The sequence below is a fragment of the Paenarthrobacter sp. GQ52 genome (genome assembly GCF_059759005.1).
The window spans coordinates 1-15,762 of the sequence record NZ_JCAXEJ010000013.1 but is presented as its reverse complement, the minus strand read 5'-3'; the positions used below and the strand labels follow the sequence as shown (position 1 = coordinate 15,762).

The following is a 15,762-nucleotide window of genomic DNA, read 5'->3' as shown; positions in this document are numbered from 1 at the left end:
TTCATGTGCTCATTTCTGAGGAAGGACATGATCGATCTCGAAGATGAAAGCTTGCTACAGTCCAGAAATGACGATTGAGCAGACCTTGGATGCAACCAAATTAACTGAATCGTGCCGAGAGATCTTCGGTGCTGAATCAACGTGGATCACAGCCAACGGGTATCCGGGAAGCCTTGCTCTCTGCATCATCGATTCCATCTTCTCCACAGGCTCCCATTACACAAGCGTGATCAATGTGGTTGATGCCTACTGTGCGATTCGAAGGGCGCAAGGCGCTGACCCTCATGGTGACGGCGTAGAAGAACTTCTGGCATCTTTCGAAGAGGTTGGTGGAAGCGCAGGGTGGGCGAAGGCTGTAGACAATCACAAGCCCGCTCACACAAAGCCTGGTGCCCTCCTAAAGGCTGAAGTTATTCATCGTGCAGCCCTGGCATTGAAGGAGCTGGAAGGCGGGGGAATCTTCACGACGGCTGACATGCATGCGGAGTTTGCCCAAGACGAAGACCTTCAGCGAATCAAGAAGATGTGGCTGCGTCTTCCAAGCCAGTCTTCGGGGGTAACGTTCAACTATCTACTTATCTTGGTGGGCTTTCAGTCAGTCAAGCCCGACCGGATGGTGATGCGCTTCATCGAAGAGCACGCTGGTTCGGAGCATCAGGGGCTAAGCACCAGCGCTGCGACAAGCTTAGTCCGCAAAGTAGCTGAGCTTTATCCAACACAGGTGAGCAAACTCGATCACGTAATTTGGCGGCATGTGTCCGGGCGAGAGGTTTTGAGTTGTGACGGAAGATCAATGGGCAGATCTTGCCAGACAACTAATCAAGGCGGCAGGGGATGACGACCCGAGTGCGACCGACTGGATCTCAGCAGTTTCAACGGCACTGACACTGCTCATTGCCGCAGTCGCCGCAGTGTTCGCTAGAGGTCAGCTAGTTGAAGCTTCGAAGGCCAGAACACAAACAAAGTCGTTGGAGCTTGAACGATCTCAGCCATACGTCGTGGCCTACCTAGATGAGAATGTTGTGGGTGGCCAGATACTTGATCTTGTAGTGAAGAACTTCGGTCAAACTGCAGGTCGAAATGTCCGGCTCTCCTTTAATCCTGTTCTGAACCGCACAGACGATGATGGTGGCGAAGAACCAGTGGAACTTCCTGGGGTCATCTCTTTCTTAGCACCAGGGCAGGAATGGCGCACAGTATTCGATTTCCTGAGCGTGCGCGCCAGCAGAGAAGACATGCCTATGACATACAAGGGAGTCGTCACTTATGAGGGGATAGATGAAGAATCACTCAGCAGCGACGTGGTAATCGATCTCCACACTTATAAATCGCGTATCTACACAGAGGTTTACGGTATCCATCATGCAGCAAGGGCGCTTCGTGACATACGGGACAACCAGAAGAAGTGGAACGAAAGCATCCATGGTGGGCTCCGGGTCTACTTCCGTGATGGTGACTCCAAGGATGAAGAGCAAGTACGCAGGAGCCGTGAGTACCGCGCACGGCGAGCGGCAGAACGCGCAGCACAAGCTGAGCACAAAGATCCGGCAACAAATTTCGCCGATGATAGCGACCCGTCCGAGTAGGTTTGGGGCACCCCCGGTCAAAGGTTCCATGGCGGTTGTACGGCACAATTAGCCCGTGGATGCATCTCTTTGGAATCTTTTGGGGCAGTTCGCTTCTGTCTTTGCTGCCGTGGCTGCGGCTGTACCCTTCGTCGCTGCCCTGCGGAGCTGGTACCAGCGCGGCATTGGAAGCCGGAGAGATTTGAAGCGACGGTTGACCCAGATGATCGTGGGAGTAACGAGTGACCATGTCAGATCACTCTTCGGCGTCCCGATCATGCAGCAGCTGGCTCCTGGAGTAGAAGGTCGCACGGACTATGTCTTCATGACCAATCACGCGTGGATTGTCGCTCGGATACGAGATGGAGCCGTCGAAGAATGGTCAGTCACTGTAACGGACCGGAAATTCAAGATTGATCTCCGCGATCTAACTCGGGGATTGGTCGAAGGAACCTTGGGGCACGCGATGTTCGCTGACGTGGTGAAGAAGTCAAGTGGTGTTTACGAGGAGCGAGGCGCGGCCACATATTCCTACACTGAAAGTCGATACTTTGGACGACCCTCTGGGTACCAGACGTTTGTTTTCATGTACAACCAAGAGGGCATCGGTACGTTCGTGGAGAGCGGTCAGCGAATCGTGGCTTCCGGGGTATTTGCGGGGGTCAGCAATAATTCAGAGGGAGACGTTGATCGGCTTGAAGAGACTCGTCAAGGCACCGTGGTGAACACGTTCTATGCATGTGGCCCAAGTAACTCTACTTTGCCGGGTGGAGCAGCAATGTGGCCTGTGGTTAATCGGGACCGTGTGTCGCCTCTGCGTGGAGCACCTTCGGAGAGGAAGAAGTGGCTCAAGAAGAGGGCAACACCCGGCGAGAGGTTTCGCAACAAGACGAAGGGTAGCTAGACCCGCCGACTAGGATGCGCATGTCCGACCTCACCGGCTTAAACAACAGACAGTTTCAGACATTGGCTTCAGGAGCGTACTAAGCCTCGCAGCACCCTGGACGGGTACAAGCCCTCCGAAGCTCGTATGTGGTTACGGCCCGAAGGATCAAACCGCTCACTGGTCATTTTGGTGCAGACTTCGGATCTGTTGAATCGGGTAAAGACGCTGAATGCGATCAGCGAAGAGGTCAATGTTGCTGTCACCGTAAGAGTTAAGCAGCGACGTTCTGTATCATCCGGCCAGGTTCAAAGCACGACGCGAGATCTCGTCTCGGTAGTCCAGATCCCTTAGGGGCTTAAGTCTCCATCGATTCGCCCATGTGAACTGGTTAACCTGGGAAGGAAGGTTGAACGCCACTTTGGCGTCTTCCTGATTCGTCCGAGTTAGCTGCATTGAGCCGCACTCCGCATGGCAAGAAGTCAGTTCGTGTTTGCCACCTCTACGGCGGGGAACGCCGGTGGCTGGACGACCTCGGCGCGGAGCGCGTCGCTGCGGTGACTCTGGGGTCTCAGAGCGAGCTGTTGCCTCGATGGTTGACGTGGATGGGATTGGCATTGGGGATCACCAGTCCAAAGCTGACTACGTAATGGCGGCGTTCGCCTATCCGGAGGACCAGTTTGCTCATTCACCGCCCTCGGCGCTTGCTGCGGTCTGGACATGTCCAAAGCCTGGGCGTTCAATGGAATTGAGGGTTCGCCGAATGCCCAACACCAGCGATTCTGTGCGGGGCTACCCACGAACCGACGGAAAAACGCATCACTGGGGATGCCATGAACAACGATCCATATAGGTCAGGACGATCACCGGCGGAACGCGCAGCGAGTGCCTTCGGTTCGTTAGCGCTTCCGAATCACCTGAGTCTGGAGCGCCTCGTCGGGGTGGTCGAGGGCGTACGGCATCGCCCCATACAAATTGAAGCTGCCGGAGCACTGAATGGTGGATCAGTCTGCGGTTTGTGGCTGTCCACGGACGACGTCGAGATAATCTTGCACGCGGTCAGTCCATCTGGGCTTCATCGGCAACAGTTCGTCCTGCACGAACTCGGACACATGGTCTTGAGGCACGACGAACTAGTCGTCGCGGCCGACTACGTTGAGGTCCTCTTTCCGAACCTTTCGGTGGGACTGGTAACCCGTGCGTTGGCCCGGAGCAGCTTCACTGATGACCTGGAAGCCGCCGCGGAATCGCTCGCGGATCTCTTCGCAGCAGCAATCAGGAACAGTGCAAGGGAACCAAGGTCCTTCGAGAAGGTCTTCGAATGATCCAGATAGTGGCCGCGGCTTTGATTTGGCTACTCGTCGTTTGCCTGTTGCCTGGAATCAGGAGACGGCGCGATCACAGCGTGCTGACGGCCGCGATCACGATTTCAATCGCACTGACGCTCAACATCGATCAGGTCTACTTGGGCGTTGATTCCGTCCTGGGTGGTCGTAACTTCGTGGACCTGTTGGCCAACATATCTATGGTCGTGGGCATCTACTTTCTCTCGAGAGCTATCATCCGAGCGGCCACACCGGACGAGAGGGTCGAGAAACGAGACAGTGCTGGCATGATTCTCTTGGGATCGGTGATCGCGGGCCTTACAGCCAGCTTCAGCGCCATCGTCACCCAGGGGAGCTCCACTCGTTTCATGGTGGATTACGGTGACCAGTGGCCTGCCGCCCTCTACTCATCCATCCAGTTCGTATACATCGGCTACGTGGTTGGCGTTACCGGTGTTACGTGTTTCCGCTTTCGCGGTGACATGTTTAGGCCCTACTTCCGTACGGCATTTACGTGCATCGGGGTTGGCTGCGTCTTTGCCGTTCTCCTTGTAATTCTGGTGCTGGTCATGGACATTCTGCATCTGCAAGGGCGCCTGGATGCTATGCGTGCGATCTCGCCTATTTATGATGCGGCCATCGTTGCCGCCATGACCTTCCTGTGCGTAGGTCTGGCCATCCCGCCCGTGGCGCGTAAAGTTCTCCGCCATAAGCAATCCGCGACCGAGGAGGAGTTGGTCAAGGGACTCTCGAAAATTTGGGAAAAGACAACAAAGAAGCGGCAAGACGTTCGGCTCGTGCGAGGCACCGAAATGATCAGCCAACAGGACCCGGCACAGAGACTCCATAGAATGCTTGTTGAAGTACAGGACGCACTGTTAGTCGAGCCCGGTTTAGGCAGCTCCTTGGACATCCATGACCTCAATGTTCTGAACGCTGCAGAGAATTACCTGGCGGGACCGATCGTGCGCCAAGTTCCAGTTCGTCGACGGAAAGGGGAACGGGCGACATGACGGATGATGCCACTTCCTCCGAAACCCCTCAGACCAGATTGGCGCGAAAGCTCAACCTTCTTCTTGACCTCTATGAGGCCAAGGGATCGGAGGCGTTGACCTACCCCGAGATCAATCGGCATATGAGTCAGCGTGGAACGCCACTTTCCCGCTCCCGCTGGGCGTACATGCGCAGCGGCGACAGCTCACTGGCGACCGATCCCATGCTGCTTCGCAATCTTGCAGAGTTCTTTGGAGTGGACCGTGACTACCTCTTAGACGATGCCGGCGAGATACCAAAGCTTGTAGACGCTCAGCTGGAACTTCTTCGTACCCTGCGTGAGTCACGTGTGCGGAACTTCGCAGCTCGTCAGCTGCAGGGAATCTCTCCGGAAACCCTGGTGCGGCTCCGCCAAGTGATCGACGATCGAAAGAGGGCCCCGGGGGTGGACGATGCCGACAGCAACCAGTCGTAGGGCTTTAACGGTTGGAGTTCTCGCTTCAACCGGAATTTTGTTAGCAGGCGTCGCCGGGGCAGCGTACTTCGCTCGCCAGGTTGTAGTGCCGAAATACATCCGTCGCGAGGATTTGGACGTTCGGGCCGTGCACACCTATGGAGACGGGTCTCTCGAAATCGAACTTCCCGCTACGGAACAAACGAAAGCGCCGGGACGATATAGCTTTTGGTATGAGCAGGGGACAGGGCATGCATGCCTCGGACCGGTCGTTGAGTTACACCCCGACCGGAGCACAGTCATCCGAGGGGTTGAGCGAGTGGACTCGGGGGAGCTCAAACAAGCCAAGTCAGGTATCTGGAGTGGGTACGTTTACTCGAAACCGGAGCAACTTGGACTGCCGTATCAGGATGTTGGGATTCCAGTCGACAACGGTGTCGCCCCAGCGTGGAGATTTGACCCGTCCGCTGGTGTCGTGACTCCCGGAGCGTGGGCCATTCACATCCACGGAATGGGCGGCAAGAGGGCTGGGACTCTTCGCGGCATACCCCTCGCAAGGAGTCTGGGACTGACGTCGCTGGTTGTTTCGTTCCGCAACGACGGCGACGCCCCGCCGTCGTATGATGGCCGCTTCAGTCTCGGCCAGGCCGAATGGCGTGACGTCGAGGCCGGCATCAACTACGCCATTTCTAATGGCGCTGAACGCATTGTCCTTTTTGGGTGGTCACTGGGTGCTTCCATCGCACTTCAAGCAGCGGCCATGTCGCCGAATTCCTCGCGAGTAGCCGGGATGGTTCTCGACGCGCCAGTCTTCGACTGGCGAACGACCCTAGCAGCGAACGCCAAGGCTGCCGGACTTCCGCGGCCACTTGTGAACCTGGGCTTCACCATTCTTCGGTCCAAGGCCCTCCGGTGGGTGACTGGCCTTGCTGAACCGATATGTCTTGATTCCCTGGATTGGCTGGCGCGAGCGACTGAATTGAACAAACCTGTCCTCGTACTCCATGGAGAGAAGGACGACACAACGCCCTTTGAAGCATCCAAGAAAGCTGCCAGTCTGAGGCCGGACCTAGTCAGATTGGTGGAGTTTGAATCTGTGGGCCACTCTCTGGAGTGGAATGTCGACCCCGAAAAGTGGGAGCGATCGGTCGAGGAGTGGTTCTACGGTCTCCCTCTGGCTGGCTCTAGTCTTGAACCAACGGGAGGGCAGTCGTAGGAGGCATCTGCACTGAGTATTGGGCCGCTAGGTCAATGAGCTGACACTCGACGAGTGAGGCGTGAGCGGAGTAACGCTCGTCGGCCAAAGCCTGAATGTAGCCAGCCGACTCAAGGACGAGGAGATGACGCCGAACCGTCGCGCGGGAAGCCCGTAGTCCTGACGCCAAGACGCCAGGGGTTGATGGCCCACTTCTGATAAGGAAGCGAAGGATCTGGCTCCGTGTTCGGTTCATCAAGATGGATGTCGACATTCAAACCACGGCTCAGGTTTGGGGATGCTTGCTGTAGACGGGTCTACAGCAACAGGATACGCCTCATGTAGGCAGCGGACTAGATTCAAGGTGGGGTTGATTGTTTAGTCACTGCGCTCGCGGAATACTGATGGCAACGCAGCAGTATTTCTATTGGAACGAGGCAGTGGAGCATGCCGGCAAAAGACGCTAGCCGCAACGGAGAGTTGTCACCACAGGTGACCCTTGCGCGCCGGCTAAACCTGCTGCTCGACGTCGTTGTAGCCGAGAGGGGTTCGCCCGTCACTTTCAGGGAGATTGAGGCCGGACTCCGGTCTCGAGGAATCAAGATCTCTCGAGCAAGATGGTTCTACATGAAGGATGGAACAGGACGCCTGGTCAGCGATCCGCAGCTGCTTGCCGCTATCTGCGAGATGTTCGACGTCGATCCCTCCTATTTGCTGAACGGCGTCGAAGGCGACGTTCCCGAACGAATCGACTCGCAGTTGGAGTTTGTGAAGTCTCTGAGGGCAGCCCGGGTGAAGTCATTCGCTGCTAGGACGCTCGGGGACGTCTCGCCGGAGACGCTTCGCGCAATCTCCGAGTATCTGAACAAAGACATCGACTTGCACCCGAATGGGGAGCGTGCCGCGGCTACTCCTCCAAGACATACCGGAGATGGGCGTCCAGCAACTCCTTGATGCGGGCAGAGTTCGCTGAGTAGCGAGGAGACCGGCCGTGGCGCCGTCCGGCCTCCACATCGACCTCAATGGCGCCGACCTGTTCAAGGGCTATGAGGTGTTTGGCGACGCTGGGTTCGCCGGCGCTGACCGCAGCGACGATGTCCCCCCTGGACGCAGGACCATTTGCCGTCAGGAACCTCAGAATCTCATTCCTTGATCGGTTCCCGAACGTCGCCACGGCGTCTTCAACCTCAGGCGACCAGGCGTCGTCGTGAGGCTGCGTGATCCGTGGCATGGCTCCATTCTTACTGAACAACATGCAAAAAGTAAGAACTGGGATCTTGACGATACTTTAATTATCTTCGACAATATTCTTTAGAAGCTTGTGTTGTGGTCAGTGTCGTCACTGCCACGTTGAGTCGCCACGTCTGGTGGCGCTGGAGATATTCGAATCCGTTAGTCGAAGCGGTGAGAGCCATGAGCCTGGAACACCTGGCGGGCAACGCTGAAATAGAGAACGCAAATTCATCCCCAGTGGACTTTTCGCTGCTGAATCCGGTGACACCGACCCTGCGAGTTTCCGTCGACCAAATGATGGGAGCGGTCGAAGGCGTGCGTCGCTACGTCATCTCGCACTTGGCTCGGATCGGCCGCTCATGCGATGTGGACGATGTCATGCAGGACATCAGGATGGCAGTCTGGGACGGGGTGGCACGCGGAAACTACCGGCAGATCCCTGGGGTTCCGTTCGAAGCCTGGGTGCAAGGCGTAACCGGGAATGTCTGCGCAGCGCACGTCCGCAGGGAACTCGGCCACAAGACGCTGCCGCTGCTTTTGGATCCGGGCAACGGTGAGAGCCCGGACATTCTCCAGCAGCTAACAGTGCTGGTCGTGTCCCGTGATTACCGCGAAGCCGAGGAGATCATCGATCAAGAATGGGCGCACATGGTTCTGGGGCTGACTCGGGCCGCTGTGTCAGCTCCGGTATGGCGCCTGGCAGTGGGCAGCCTGACCGAGCCGCGACGATACGCCCCTCCATCGCCCCAAGACCGTCGCCGCTGGAATGCAGTCACCGCGGTTCGGCAGACTGCAAAGACGATAAGCCAAGCGTTGGATGTAGATCCTGAAGCTGTGCACGACATGCCCGGTCTATGCCGGCAGGCCGTTGGTTGTCTGCCGAGTCCGCTGCTGCGGGGAGTGGCCGAAGCAATCGTTGTGCCTGAACATCACGGCGTCGAACGGCAGGTTGCCATCGCCGCTGTTGCCGAGGAGTTCAAAGTGACTGCTCGATATGTGGCAGTTCAAATCGGCACGGCCCGTCGCCTGTACCAAACGGCATGGAGAGTCATTCGCAGTTCCATGACTTCGGCTGTTTGAGTCATGTTGCTCATTGGCGAGCTGCGCATGAACAGGCCAGGAGGCAAACATGGTTGAGTCCCTTTGGCATGGGCGAACAACGCGTCGGTGGGCGTTTGGCTTAGCACTGGCGGCCATCCTAGGCGCCCTCATTGTCGTTCTGGTCGCACCGCGGGAGTCCCCGTCTACGAAAGGGGCGGGTGTCCCATCGGCTGAATCTTCGACGCCGCGGGATCTGCCGAGCATTTCCCCGACTACTACAGCGAAACCGAAGTCAGCTCCGCTCGCCAAGGTGCCGGCGCCCATTCCGCCTGTCACGGCCGATTATCGGGCGCTGGCTTCCGCGGCCGCCGTGGCAATCTATAGCTGGGACACCCGTAGTTCGTCCTATTCTGATGTGTACGCTCGAATTCGGGGTTGGTGGTTCGTCCTCCCTGATGGATCAAATCCGTTGGCCGTCCTGGTCCAGGAGTTTGAAGCGACGGGCATAAACGCGGGGTCCTTCGCTTCGCTTGCGGGCCAAGGTGCCTACAGGGTGGCTACGTTCGAATCCATGGCATGCGACAACGAACTTGTAAAAGTTCGCGAACGGCCGGCTCCGTGGGCGGGGCTTCACGTCTGCACGGTTCGTCTCAAGGTCATCGACCAGACAGTCAGTAGCAGCAATTCGTACACAGCGCCGGTCAGTGTCATGGCCAATTGCCCGCCCGCAGCGACCGCCCCTCCTGATCGATGCCACATGGTCGGCTTCTATGCCTCGACTAGCCGGATCGTCTACTGATGCCGCATCCGGCTATCGCGCTAGCCAGGCGCCGAACGCTCTTGCGGGCCGCAACCGCCGTCGTTCTCGTCATCGTGCTTTCCCTAAGTGTTGTCGTCAGTGCAGTTGCTATAGCCCGGGCGGGCGACAAGCCGGAATCACCCGTCGGGTGTGTGTCAAGCAGCGGCGCAGTCAGACAAAGCGTTCTCGAGAACAGTGGATCTCGGCCGGATGGTCAAGCTGTCGGACTCTCCGCAGGGCAGATTGCTGTGGCACAGGGGTACATTTCCGTCGGGAAGCAACTTGGCGTCCCTCGGGAGGCGATGGTGATCGCCATAATGATGTCTCTCCAGGAGTCGACCCTCCGGATGCTCGCCAACGCGAACGTCCCTGCGTCATTACAGTTTCCTCATGACGGGGTTGGGAGTGACCACGACTCTGTAGGTTCGGCACAGCAGCGGCCGGCGGCTGGATGGGGAACCGTTGCAGAGCTGATGGATCCTTCATACAACGCACGGGCATTCTATGGAGGGCCGTCTGGACCGAATCAAGGTAGTCCTCGAGGTTTGCTGGATGTGCCAGGCTGGTCTGCCATGAGCAAAGGGCAGGCTGCCCAATCAGTTCAAGTTTCAGCGTTTCCAGAGCTTTATGCCCGATGGGAACCGCAGGCGACAGCCATCGTTTACCTGCTCCAGGGTGTCACCACAGTCCCGACGTGCAGTGCGGTGGAGAGCGGCGAGCCTAATCCGGTGTCTGCGGAAGGTTTGTCTCAAATCAGGCAGGACATTCTGCGCTTCACCCAGGCAGGGTTGGGCGGTGCTTACGTCTGGGGTGGAACGGCATTCAAGGCCTGGGACTGCTCCGGATTCGTGCAGTGGATCTATCGGCAGGTTGGGATCGAATTGCCGCGTGTGGAGCAGTGGCGGGTCGGGCGAATGACGGACAGCCCACAGATAGGGGACCTTGTCGTGCAGAACCCACAAGGTCCGTACAACTGGGGGCACGTGGGCATCTATGCGGGGAACGGGATGATGTACAGCGCGCTCAACCCGTCCGCTGGGACGCTGCTGCATCCAATTGATTGGAACCCGGGCAGTGCCTATTTTGACCTTCTCTAGAATTAGAGTGGCTGTAACTCTATCGTTCTTCGATGACTACCTGACGATTGGGCTCAGAGAGGAGCCCGCTATCGGCGCATAATCCTCTGCAAGGAACCTATGGGTTTTCAGCAAGTGACTTCGAGGGTATCGGCGGTGTCGAACCAAGAGTCCATTAGGCGATCCCGGTTCCTGGCCTTGGCGTGTCCTCCCAATGACTGCGGTGAGGCGCTGGTCTCCTTACCAATACACTCGGCAAGAAGAAGGGCACCATTAAGCTGAATCCTCCGGGCCGGAAGGGTGTTAGTAGATTCGTTCGTCTTGACGGCGATGCAGATGCGACATCTCCCTGTTTAGCAGGGGAGTGGCAGCCAGGCCGATGAAGGACTCGGCACGCCGTCGTTGGCGCCCGCATAGGATCGCGCGCCGTCACACACTTTGTGGGGGCGCGTGAAGAATTTCAATCCGGGCGCTTTGAGAACCCGTAGCCCGGGGGCGCTCCGCGACCTCTAGAGACCTCGAACTAATAAATGCCGGGTTGGGCGGTTCCCTTGGTGGGAGGCTGGGGAAGGGCGAGTAGCCTGCATACATATCGCTCTAGTTGCATACCACGTTGGCCGACGGTTTCCCTGCGAAGCCTCGGTGACTATTCGAATCCTTGACACCGATTACCGAGGCAATAGTCGCCTCAGCACGCAGATGAAACACCGAAAGCGTTGTTTCCCATAGATTCAAGGCTTGGGTGAGATCAGGTCTGCCGGAACAGACTTCCGACCGGTGGAATTCTGAGGTCTGCAGGTACTAGAAATTCGGCACTGGTACTAGCTCTTCCCCCAAATCCGGCCAGTTCCAGAGTTGGAGCAATTCGGGACGAATGTCGCTTTCCAACAAAATTGTGACCTGCGCGAAGGTGAAAGGGTTCGCGATCTCTCCGCCGCTCAGTAGGCCAACCACCTGTCCGTCCATAGTATGCGTGAATCCTAGGAGGTCGTGGGTCCTTAGCAACGCCCGTCGGATAACTTCCAAGATATTCAGATCTTTGGATGAACGTGGAAGTTCATCTGTAATTCTTCTAAGACGGTAAATTCTTCGGACTCCATATTGTTCGCCAATCGTGGAGTGTTCTCTGTCCAGCATCATTTGGCCGAACTCAGAATCCCAGAGTCGATCGATTAGTTCAGCACTTGAGATATCCCAATGAACTTCTGATGCAATACTCAGCTTGTGCCTTCGGCCGCGATAGAGGCCGATTTGGCAAGTGCTTCCATCAAAAACCGACTTCTGATGAATGTTTATGTTACGGGCGCGAGTCAGCGCTGGAGCATACTCATTGACTGCTATCCCCTTCGGGATGGTCGCTAGATGCTTTTTCCAATCTGCCCAGCGCCTATTAGCTTCGAGCTCTTTGGTCAAGATCTCCGAAATCGATCCAAATGCGGAAAGGAAGGCGCCTAGTGAATAGCGAAACTTCTGTGGATCATGATATCCAGCCTCCATTTGGCTAGCAAAGTACACCGCCTCCTTGAAGCGATCCTCGGTGCCCGGGATCAGGCAGCCGTTGACTGAGTCGGCATAAATGCACTGACGTGATCGGAAGCCTTTGGAAAAGAACGCATCGTATGCTCCAAATAGGTTGCTCATCACACCCGCCCAGCCTTGAATTTTCTCGTTCGTTTTCTGACCATACCTCTTGGTCCACTTGATTTGAGAAGGCTGGGATGTGTCGCAGCCAAGCAGCCTAGGCAAAGCAGGTCGCTAAGCACGACTTTCCCTCCGCTCCAGGCTCGCTGGGGGCGTCTCCGACGCTGCCTTCATTCTTGCGGCGAAAGCATCTAAGTGCCGCCATCATGCCCGCAGATCGGAGGGATGAGCCGGTTTTATGCTTCAGTGCATTTTGCCCGAAGCGTTAGGCCCCTCATCGCTGTCCAAGTCGGCTGCTCTCTGAGGGGCTGATTTATGGTCCCAGTTAAATCTGCGAGAATCACTTTATGGGTGACCGCGCTGCATCTGACGAGCACTACGTCCTGGACCTATGCGACAAGATTCTTGGCCTTAGTGGCAATCGTCAGGCGACGTTTGATTGGCTCCGCGGCGACGTTTCTGCCGCGCGTCCCATCGGCGCCAGGCTCCCAGTTGACAGCTATTGGCCGGATCTCGCGCTAGTCATAGAGTTTCAGGAGGAGCAGCATACGCGGCCTTCGCCGTTCTTCGATCGACGACAGACCATATCTGGCGTCGATCGCGGCGAGCAGCGCCGCCTCTACGACGAGCGCAAGCGTCTGCTCATTCCCATGCACCGTTTGCGCCTTGTGGTCATCGCTAAATCCACATTCGTCGTCAAATCGAAGCGGATACTACGCGATCACGCGCGGGATATCGCCGTTCTCCGCGGGCACCTCGGCTGTGAGCAGCCACATGATTTACGTTCGGACACCGCTGCTACCCTCTGAGGTGCGGCCGCATCGATCACAAGGCGCCTGCAGCGCTTCACCTTCCAGGACTTTCATCTAACGATCCAACAATGGCTGGTGCCTGGTGTCACATAAATCATCGTTGCTGGTGACGTGAGCAGGGCACTAGGGCGGTCACCGCGGCTCTAAATTCCGCCGGTGGCGCTGACCCTGACATACTGCACCAATGGGGAAACCTTCTGACCACGAGGCAGCAGACATCAAGATCCACCCGGCAGTTGCGAGCTTGATGAGCTCGGCGTCCAGATGGATGGAGGACGCTCTAAAAGCTTGGGCGGAAGACGACTACGCAAAAGTGGCGGTGCTAGCCCCTTTGGCTGTGGAGCACCTGGGCAAAGCGGCCCTTTGGATGACGAACCCGGTTCTAATCGTTCCACTAAGCCCGGATGCGGAACACTCTCTCATAAGTCTGGCCACTAAACCTGATATTTCGGACCCTCGTCTCCGAACTGTAAGTCTGGCCGTGCTGCTTCGACGCCTCGAGCAGATTCTTGGCGTGCTGCCAATCGACAAGAAGAGACGCGGCCGCATGGTGGAAATCCGTAATGGGGCCATGCATGTCGGGTCTCCGAGCGAGTCGCGTCACGTGCTTCTGGATTCTTTGGCTCTATGCAAAACGCTTCTGGAACAATTAGAGGAGGATCCCAAGATCTTCTACGGTGATCACTATTGGACCGTACGCTCTCTCTTGGAGGAAAAACTCTCCGAGGCTGGTCACCGAGTTGCAGCAAAACGCGCACGTGCGCGCAATCACCTCAATGCCCTCGAAATTCGGCTTGGAGAGGTCATATTCCAAGAGGCCACCGATAAACTAGAGGAGCAAGCTGATGCTTTACTCAGCCCAGAGGACTTCGGGAGCGGTTTCTCCAGCGTGGATTGGGCGTGTCCCGAATGCGGTTCGAAAGGACGACTGTTCGGGAGGATTGACGGCGATCCGGAAGCCGATTGGGATGTAGAACCACTCGGAAATGGTCTCTATGAACCAGTCTTGGCGGGCGTCTACTGGAAACTTACTTTTCATCCTGAGACCTACGTCTGCAACGTGTGCAGGCTCGAACTGCATGGAACGGAAGAACTAAGCGAAGGTCAGCTGCCCGCATCCCGCTATGACGTCTCACAGGAAGACCTGGGCGAAGAAGCTTACAACAGGCTCATCGAATCATTCGAGTTCGACCACGAGAATTTGTAGGTCCGATTAGCGGCTGCACTTCAGCTAGTGTTTGTCGGTACCTCGACGGTCGATTGATTCCTCAGCCGAGAGAAAGTCGTGGAGTGTTGTCAGCTGTCCCAAGACTTCGTCATAGGTAACGAGACGAACACTTGACAGGTGTTCTCGATACAAATCAAATGATTTTTTCTTGTCATCAGTGTCGAGCTCCTTGGCGAGCCCTGCAATAACGAAGCAGCGAGGAGCGTTGCTTATCCAGGAAACATCGCCTGTCCGCTGTTTCGTAGCCATCTCATGGCGCGTTAGCTGTAGCGCCTGATCGAGGACTTGAGTTACTGCCTCAGCAATCTCGGACTGTACTCCGTAGACGCCCTGCCGATATGGCCTTCTTTTCATTAGTGTGGTCGATGGTTTCTTGATCTCCACTAAAGCTGCGTTGTTAGTCAGTGCATTCTTGAGCACGTAATCGGCGATCTTCTTTCCTTTGGCTGCGTTGGAACCATCGCCTATTGGAACTTGAGCATCTATGAACATCGTCGGGCCGCCAAACAAAAGTTGTAGGGCGAAAATGTTCTCCTCGAAGAATTGCTGCCACCAGTTCTCTTTATGCTGAGCATCAAGCGCCACTTCGTACGATGCTATGAGCTGCTCTAGATTGACTAAGCTGATGTTGCGCTGTAGTCGCGCCATTTTTTCCGGGGCCTCGGAAGCAATCTGTGGCGCGAATTCGGAGGTTGCATTGACCAACGCGTCCTGTTCCTCGCCGTTAAGCGGCTCCTGACCTGCGGCGACCTTGGTCATCCACTTCGATGTTTCAAGATTTCCGAGCGAGAGGCACCGAGGTTTCAGGCCGAGCACGTCTGCAAGATCATTGTGGGCATAGGTCTCCTTAACCCGGCGGATTCCGCGGTTGCCGCGGTCCCTGATTCGTCGCAGCTCTGTTCGTAGGGCGTTGAACCTGGTGAAGCTGATTAAGAACTTATCCTTGACGACTCTTGGATCCCCTGAGGTCACAAACTCTATAGCCGTGCAATCTGTCGATTCCTCAATCAGGTGGACCAAGGGGTCGCAAAGTTGCGTCAGCCCGAGTCCATACTCGTAATCCGTAGTGAATCCCGGAGGTAACGTATCCAAAATGTCGAAGAGATCCGCGTCGTGTGCGACATCCACAGGGATGACAAGTGATCTGATCTTCGAATACTTCGGGCCCAGAAAGCTGCCGCTCCCGGGCCGGGTGTCTGTAGGGTAACTCGTCAAGTATCCCTTAACAGGACTGACTTCTATGAGTTTTATGCCAGAGGACTGATTTGTTGCCGCCGTCCCAGGAGCCGGAGCCTCCTTTGGGATGAAGTAGCCTTCAATCAATCCGTTTTCAGTCGTTCGGACTTCCAGGCTCCCTCGGTCTCCGGCCTGCATCCCAAATTGCGCCATACTCTAGTCATCAACTTTCGTCAGGGCCTGCATATTGACCCTGGGTGGGGAGTGGGCAGGTGAACGGGTGGCGTACTCACATTCGCACAGTTATAAAAGACTAATAAGTGCGTGAACCTCGAGCAACT

The 15,762-nt window shown here is 56.4% G+C and carries 17 protein-coding genes and 1 pseudogene; 14 read left to right on the top strand and 4 right to left on the bottom strand.

Annotated features, from left to right (window positions below; all coding sequences use genetic code 11):
- Window positions 1-67: 67 nt before the first annotated feature.
- The 8 genes and pseudogenes from AC6CH8_RS15820 to AC6CH8_RS15785 all read left to right on the top strand — a co-directional run bounded on the left by AC6CH8_RS15820 (window position 68) and on the right by AC6CH8_RS15785 (window position 6,436).
- Window positions 68-838, top strand: a complete 771-nt coding sequence (locus tag AC6CH8_RS15820; protein ID WP_498191456.1) for a DUF8548 family protein — start codon at window positions 68-70, stop codon at window positions 836-838.
- Entirely contained in the window at window positions 780-1,586 is an 807-nt protein-coding gene (locus tag AC6CH8_RS15815) for a DUF8453 domain-containing protein (protein WP_498191455.1), read from the top strand. The genes AC6CH8_RS15820 and AC6CH8_RS15815 overlap by 59 nt, the downstream gene beginning before the upstream one ends.
- A gap of 55 nt (window positions 1,587-1,641) precedes the next feature.
- A complete protein-coding gene (locus AC6CH8_RS15810) occupies window positions 1,642-2,469 on the top strand; it encodes an ETEC_3214 domain-containing protein (protein ID WP_498191454.1) in 828 nt (275 codons plus the stop codon).
- An 812-nt stretch (window positions 2,470-3,281) separates the two neighbouring features.
- On the top strand, window positions 3,282-3,773 hold the full coding sequence (locus AC6CH8_RS15805; protein ID WP_498191453.1) for a hypothetical protein: 492 nt from the start codon (window positions 3,282-3,284) through the stop codon (window positions 3,771-3,773).
- Entirely contained in the window at window positions 3,770-4,786 is a 1,017-nt protein-coding gene (locus AC6CH8_RS15800; protein WP_498191452.1) for an MAB_1171c family putative transporter, read from the top strand. Before AC6CH8_RS15805 ends, AC6CH8_RS15800 begins: the two co-directional genes overlap by 4 nt.
- Entirely contained in the window at window positions 4,783-5,241 is a 459-nt protein-coding gene (locus AC6CH8_RS15795; RefSeq protein WP_498191451.1) for a hypothetical protein, read from the top strand. The genes AC6CH8_RS15800 and AC6CH8_RS15795 overlap by 4 nt, the downstream gene beginning before the upstream one ends.
- Window positions 5,219-5,572: pseudogene (locus AC6CH8_RS15790) on the top strand (DUF8805 domain-containing protein); the annotation flags it as partial. The gene AC6CH8_RS15795 and the pseudogene AC6CH8_RS15790, both read left to right, overlap by 23 nt.
- A 123-nt stretch (window positions 5,573-5,695) precedes the next feature.
- A complete protein-coding gene (locus AC6CH8_RS15785; RefSeq protein ID WP_498191500.1) occupies window positions 5,696-6,436 on the top strand; it encodes an alpha/beta hydrolase family protein in 741 nt (246 codons plus the stop codon).
- Here AC6CH8_RS15785 and AC6CH8_RS15780 read toward each other — a convergent pair.
- Entirely contained in the window at window positions 6,405-6,671 is a 267-nt protein-coding gene (locus tag AC6CH8_RS15780) for a helix-turn-helix domain-containing protein (RefSeq protein WP_498191499.1), read from the bottom strand. The genes AC6CH8_RS15785 and AC6CH8_RS15780 overlap by 32 nt on opposite strands.
- Window positions 6,672-6,862: 191 nt before the next feature.
- Here AC6CH8_RS15780 and AC6CH8_RS15775 point away from each other — a divergent pair, with 191 nt between their 5' ends.
- Window positions 6,863-7,369: a hypothetical protein gene (locus tag AC6CH8_RS15775; RefSeq protein WP_498191450.1), complete on the top strand. Its 507-nt coding sequence runs from the start codon at window positions 6,863-6,865 to the stop codon at window positions 7,367-7,369.
- Here AC6CH8_RS15775 and AC6CH8_RS15770 read toward each other — a convergent pair.
- Window positions 7,323-7,646 (bottom strand): ArsR/SmtB family transcription factor, encoded by a 324-nt coding sequence (locus AC6CH8_RS15770; protein WP_498191449.1) that lies wholly within the window; start codon window positions 7,644-7,646, stop codon window positions 7,323-7,325. The genes AC6CH8_RS15775 and AC6CH8_RS15770 overlap by 47 nt on opposite strands.
- Before the next feature lie 182 nt (window positions 7,647-7,828).
- On the opposite strand from AC6CH8_RS15770, the gene AC6CH8_RS15765 reads away from it, so the two are divergent.
- The 3 genes from AC6CH8_RS15765 (at window position 7,829) to AC6CH8_RS15755 (ending at window position 10,585) form a co-directional block, all read left to right on the top strand.
- Window positions 7,829-8,728, top strand: coding sequence for a sigma factor (locus tag AC6CH8_RS15765; protein WP_498191448.1), 900 nt, complete (start codon window positions 7,829-7,831; stop codon window positions 8,726-8,728).
- Between the two features lie 49 nt (window positions 8,729-8,777).
- Window positions 8,778-9,488 carry a hypothetical protein gene (locus tag AC6CH8_RS15760; protein ID WP_498191447.1) on the top strand — a complete coding sequence of 237 codons (711 nt, stop codon included), beginning with the start codon at window positions 8,778-8,780 and terminating at the stop codon, window positions 9,486-9,488.
- A gap of 572 nt (window positions 9,489-10,060) precedes the next feature.
- A complete protein-coding gene (locus tag AC6CH8_RS15755) occupies window positions 10,061-10,585 on the top strand; it encodes a C40 family peptidase (RefSeq protein ID WP_498191446.1) in 525 nt (174 codons plus the stop codon).
- 780 nt (window positions 10,586-11,365) lie between these two features.
- Here the strand turns inward: AC6CH8_RS15755 and AC6CH8_RS15750 are convergent.
- Complete coding sequence (locus AC6CH8_RS15750) at window positions 11,366-12,205, bottom strand: hypothetical protein (protein ID WP_498191445.1); 840 nt, start codon at window positions 12,203-12,205, stop codon at window positions 11,366-11,368.
- Between the two features lie 347 nt (window positions 12,206-12,552).
- Between AC6CH8_RS15750 and AC6CH8_RS15745 the strand changes: the two genes are divergently transcribed.
- Together AC6CH8_RS15745 and AC6CH8_RS15740 are read left to right on the top strand one after the other, a co-directional pair.
- Window positions 12,553-13,014, top strand: a complete 462-nt coding sequence (locus AC6CH8_RS15745; RefSeq protein ID WP_498191444.1) for a hypothetical protein — start codon at window positions 12,553-12,555, stop codon at window positions 13,012-13,014.
- 187 nt (window positions 13,015-13,201) lie between these two features.
- On the top strand, window positions 13,202-14,224 hold the full coding sequence (locus AC6CH8_RS15740) for a hypothetical protein (protein WP_498191443.1): 1,023 nt from the start codon (window positions 13,202-13,204) through the stop codon (window positions 14,222-14,224).
- A 24-nt stretch (window positions 14,225-14,248) separates the two neighbouring features.
- Here AC6CH8_RS15740 and AC6CH8_RS15735 read toward each other — a convergent pair whose 3' ends face one another.
- Window positions 14,249-15,568, bottom strand: a complete 1,320-nt coding sequence (locus AC6CH8_RS15735; protein WP_498191442.1) for a Shedu immune nuclease family protein — start codon at window positions 15,566-15,568, stop codon at window positions 14,249-14,251.
- Between the last annotated feature and the right edge of the window lie 194 nt (window positions 15,569-15,762).

Bases quoted from the DNA above. Each gene is read 5' to 3' on its own strand.
- AC6CH8_RS15770 (WP_498191449.1), bottom strand. From the start codon at position 7,646: ATGCCACGGATCACGCAGCCTCACGACGACGCCTGGTCGCCTGAGGTT.
- AC6CH8_RS15750 (WP_498191445.1), bottom strand. From the start codon at position 12,205: ATGAGCAACCTATTTGGAGCATACGATGCGTTCTTTTCCAAAGGCTTC.
- AC6CH8_RS15740 (WP_498191443.1), top strand. From the start codon at position 13,202: ATGGGGAAACCTTCTGACCACGAGGCAGCAGACATCAAGATCCACCCG.
- AC6CH8_RS15745 (WP_498191444.1), top strand. From the start codon at position 12,553: ATGGGTGACCGCGCTGCATCTGACGAGCACTACGTCCTGGACCTATGC.
- AC6CH8_RS15805 (WP_498191453.1), top strand. From the start codon at position 3,282: ATGAACAACGATCCATATAGGTCAGGACGATCACCGGCGGAACGCGCA.
- AC6CH8_RS15765 (WP_498191448.1), top strand. From the start codon at position 7,829: ATGAGCCTGGAACACCTGGCGGGCAACGCTGAAATAGAGAACGCAAAT.
- AC6CH8_RS15800 (WP_498191452.1), top strand. From the start codon at position 3,770: ATGATCCAGATAGTGGCCGCGGCTTTGATTTGGCTACTCGTCGTTTGC.
- AC6CH8_RS15755 (WP_498191446.1), top strand. From the start codon at position 10,061: ATGAGCAAAGGGCAGGCTGCCCAATCAGTTCAAGTTTCAGCGTTTCCA.
- AC6CH8_RS15780 (WP_498191499.1), bottom strand. From the start codon at position 6,671: ATGAACCGAACACGGAGCCAGATCCTTCGCTTCCTTATCAGAAGTGGG.
- AC6CH8_RS15820 (WP_498191456.1), top strand. From the start codon at position 68: ATGACGATTGAGCAGACCTTGGATGCAACCAAATTAACTGAATCGTGC.
- AC6CH8_RS15795 (WP_498191451.1), top strand. From the start codon at position 4,783: ATGACGGATGATGCCACTTCCTCCGAAACCCCTCAGACCAGATTGGCG.
- AC6CH8_RS15760 (WP_498191447.1), top strand. From the start codon at position 8,778: ATGGTTGAGTCCCTTTGGCATGGGCGAACAACGCGTCGGTGGGCGTTT.
- AC6CH8_RS15775 (WP_498191450.1), top strand. From the start codon at position 6,863: ATGCCGGCAAAAGACGCTAGCCGCAACGGAGAGTTGTCACCACAGGTG.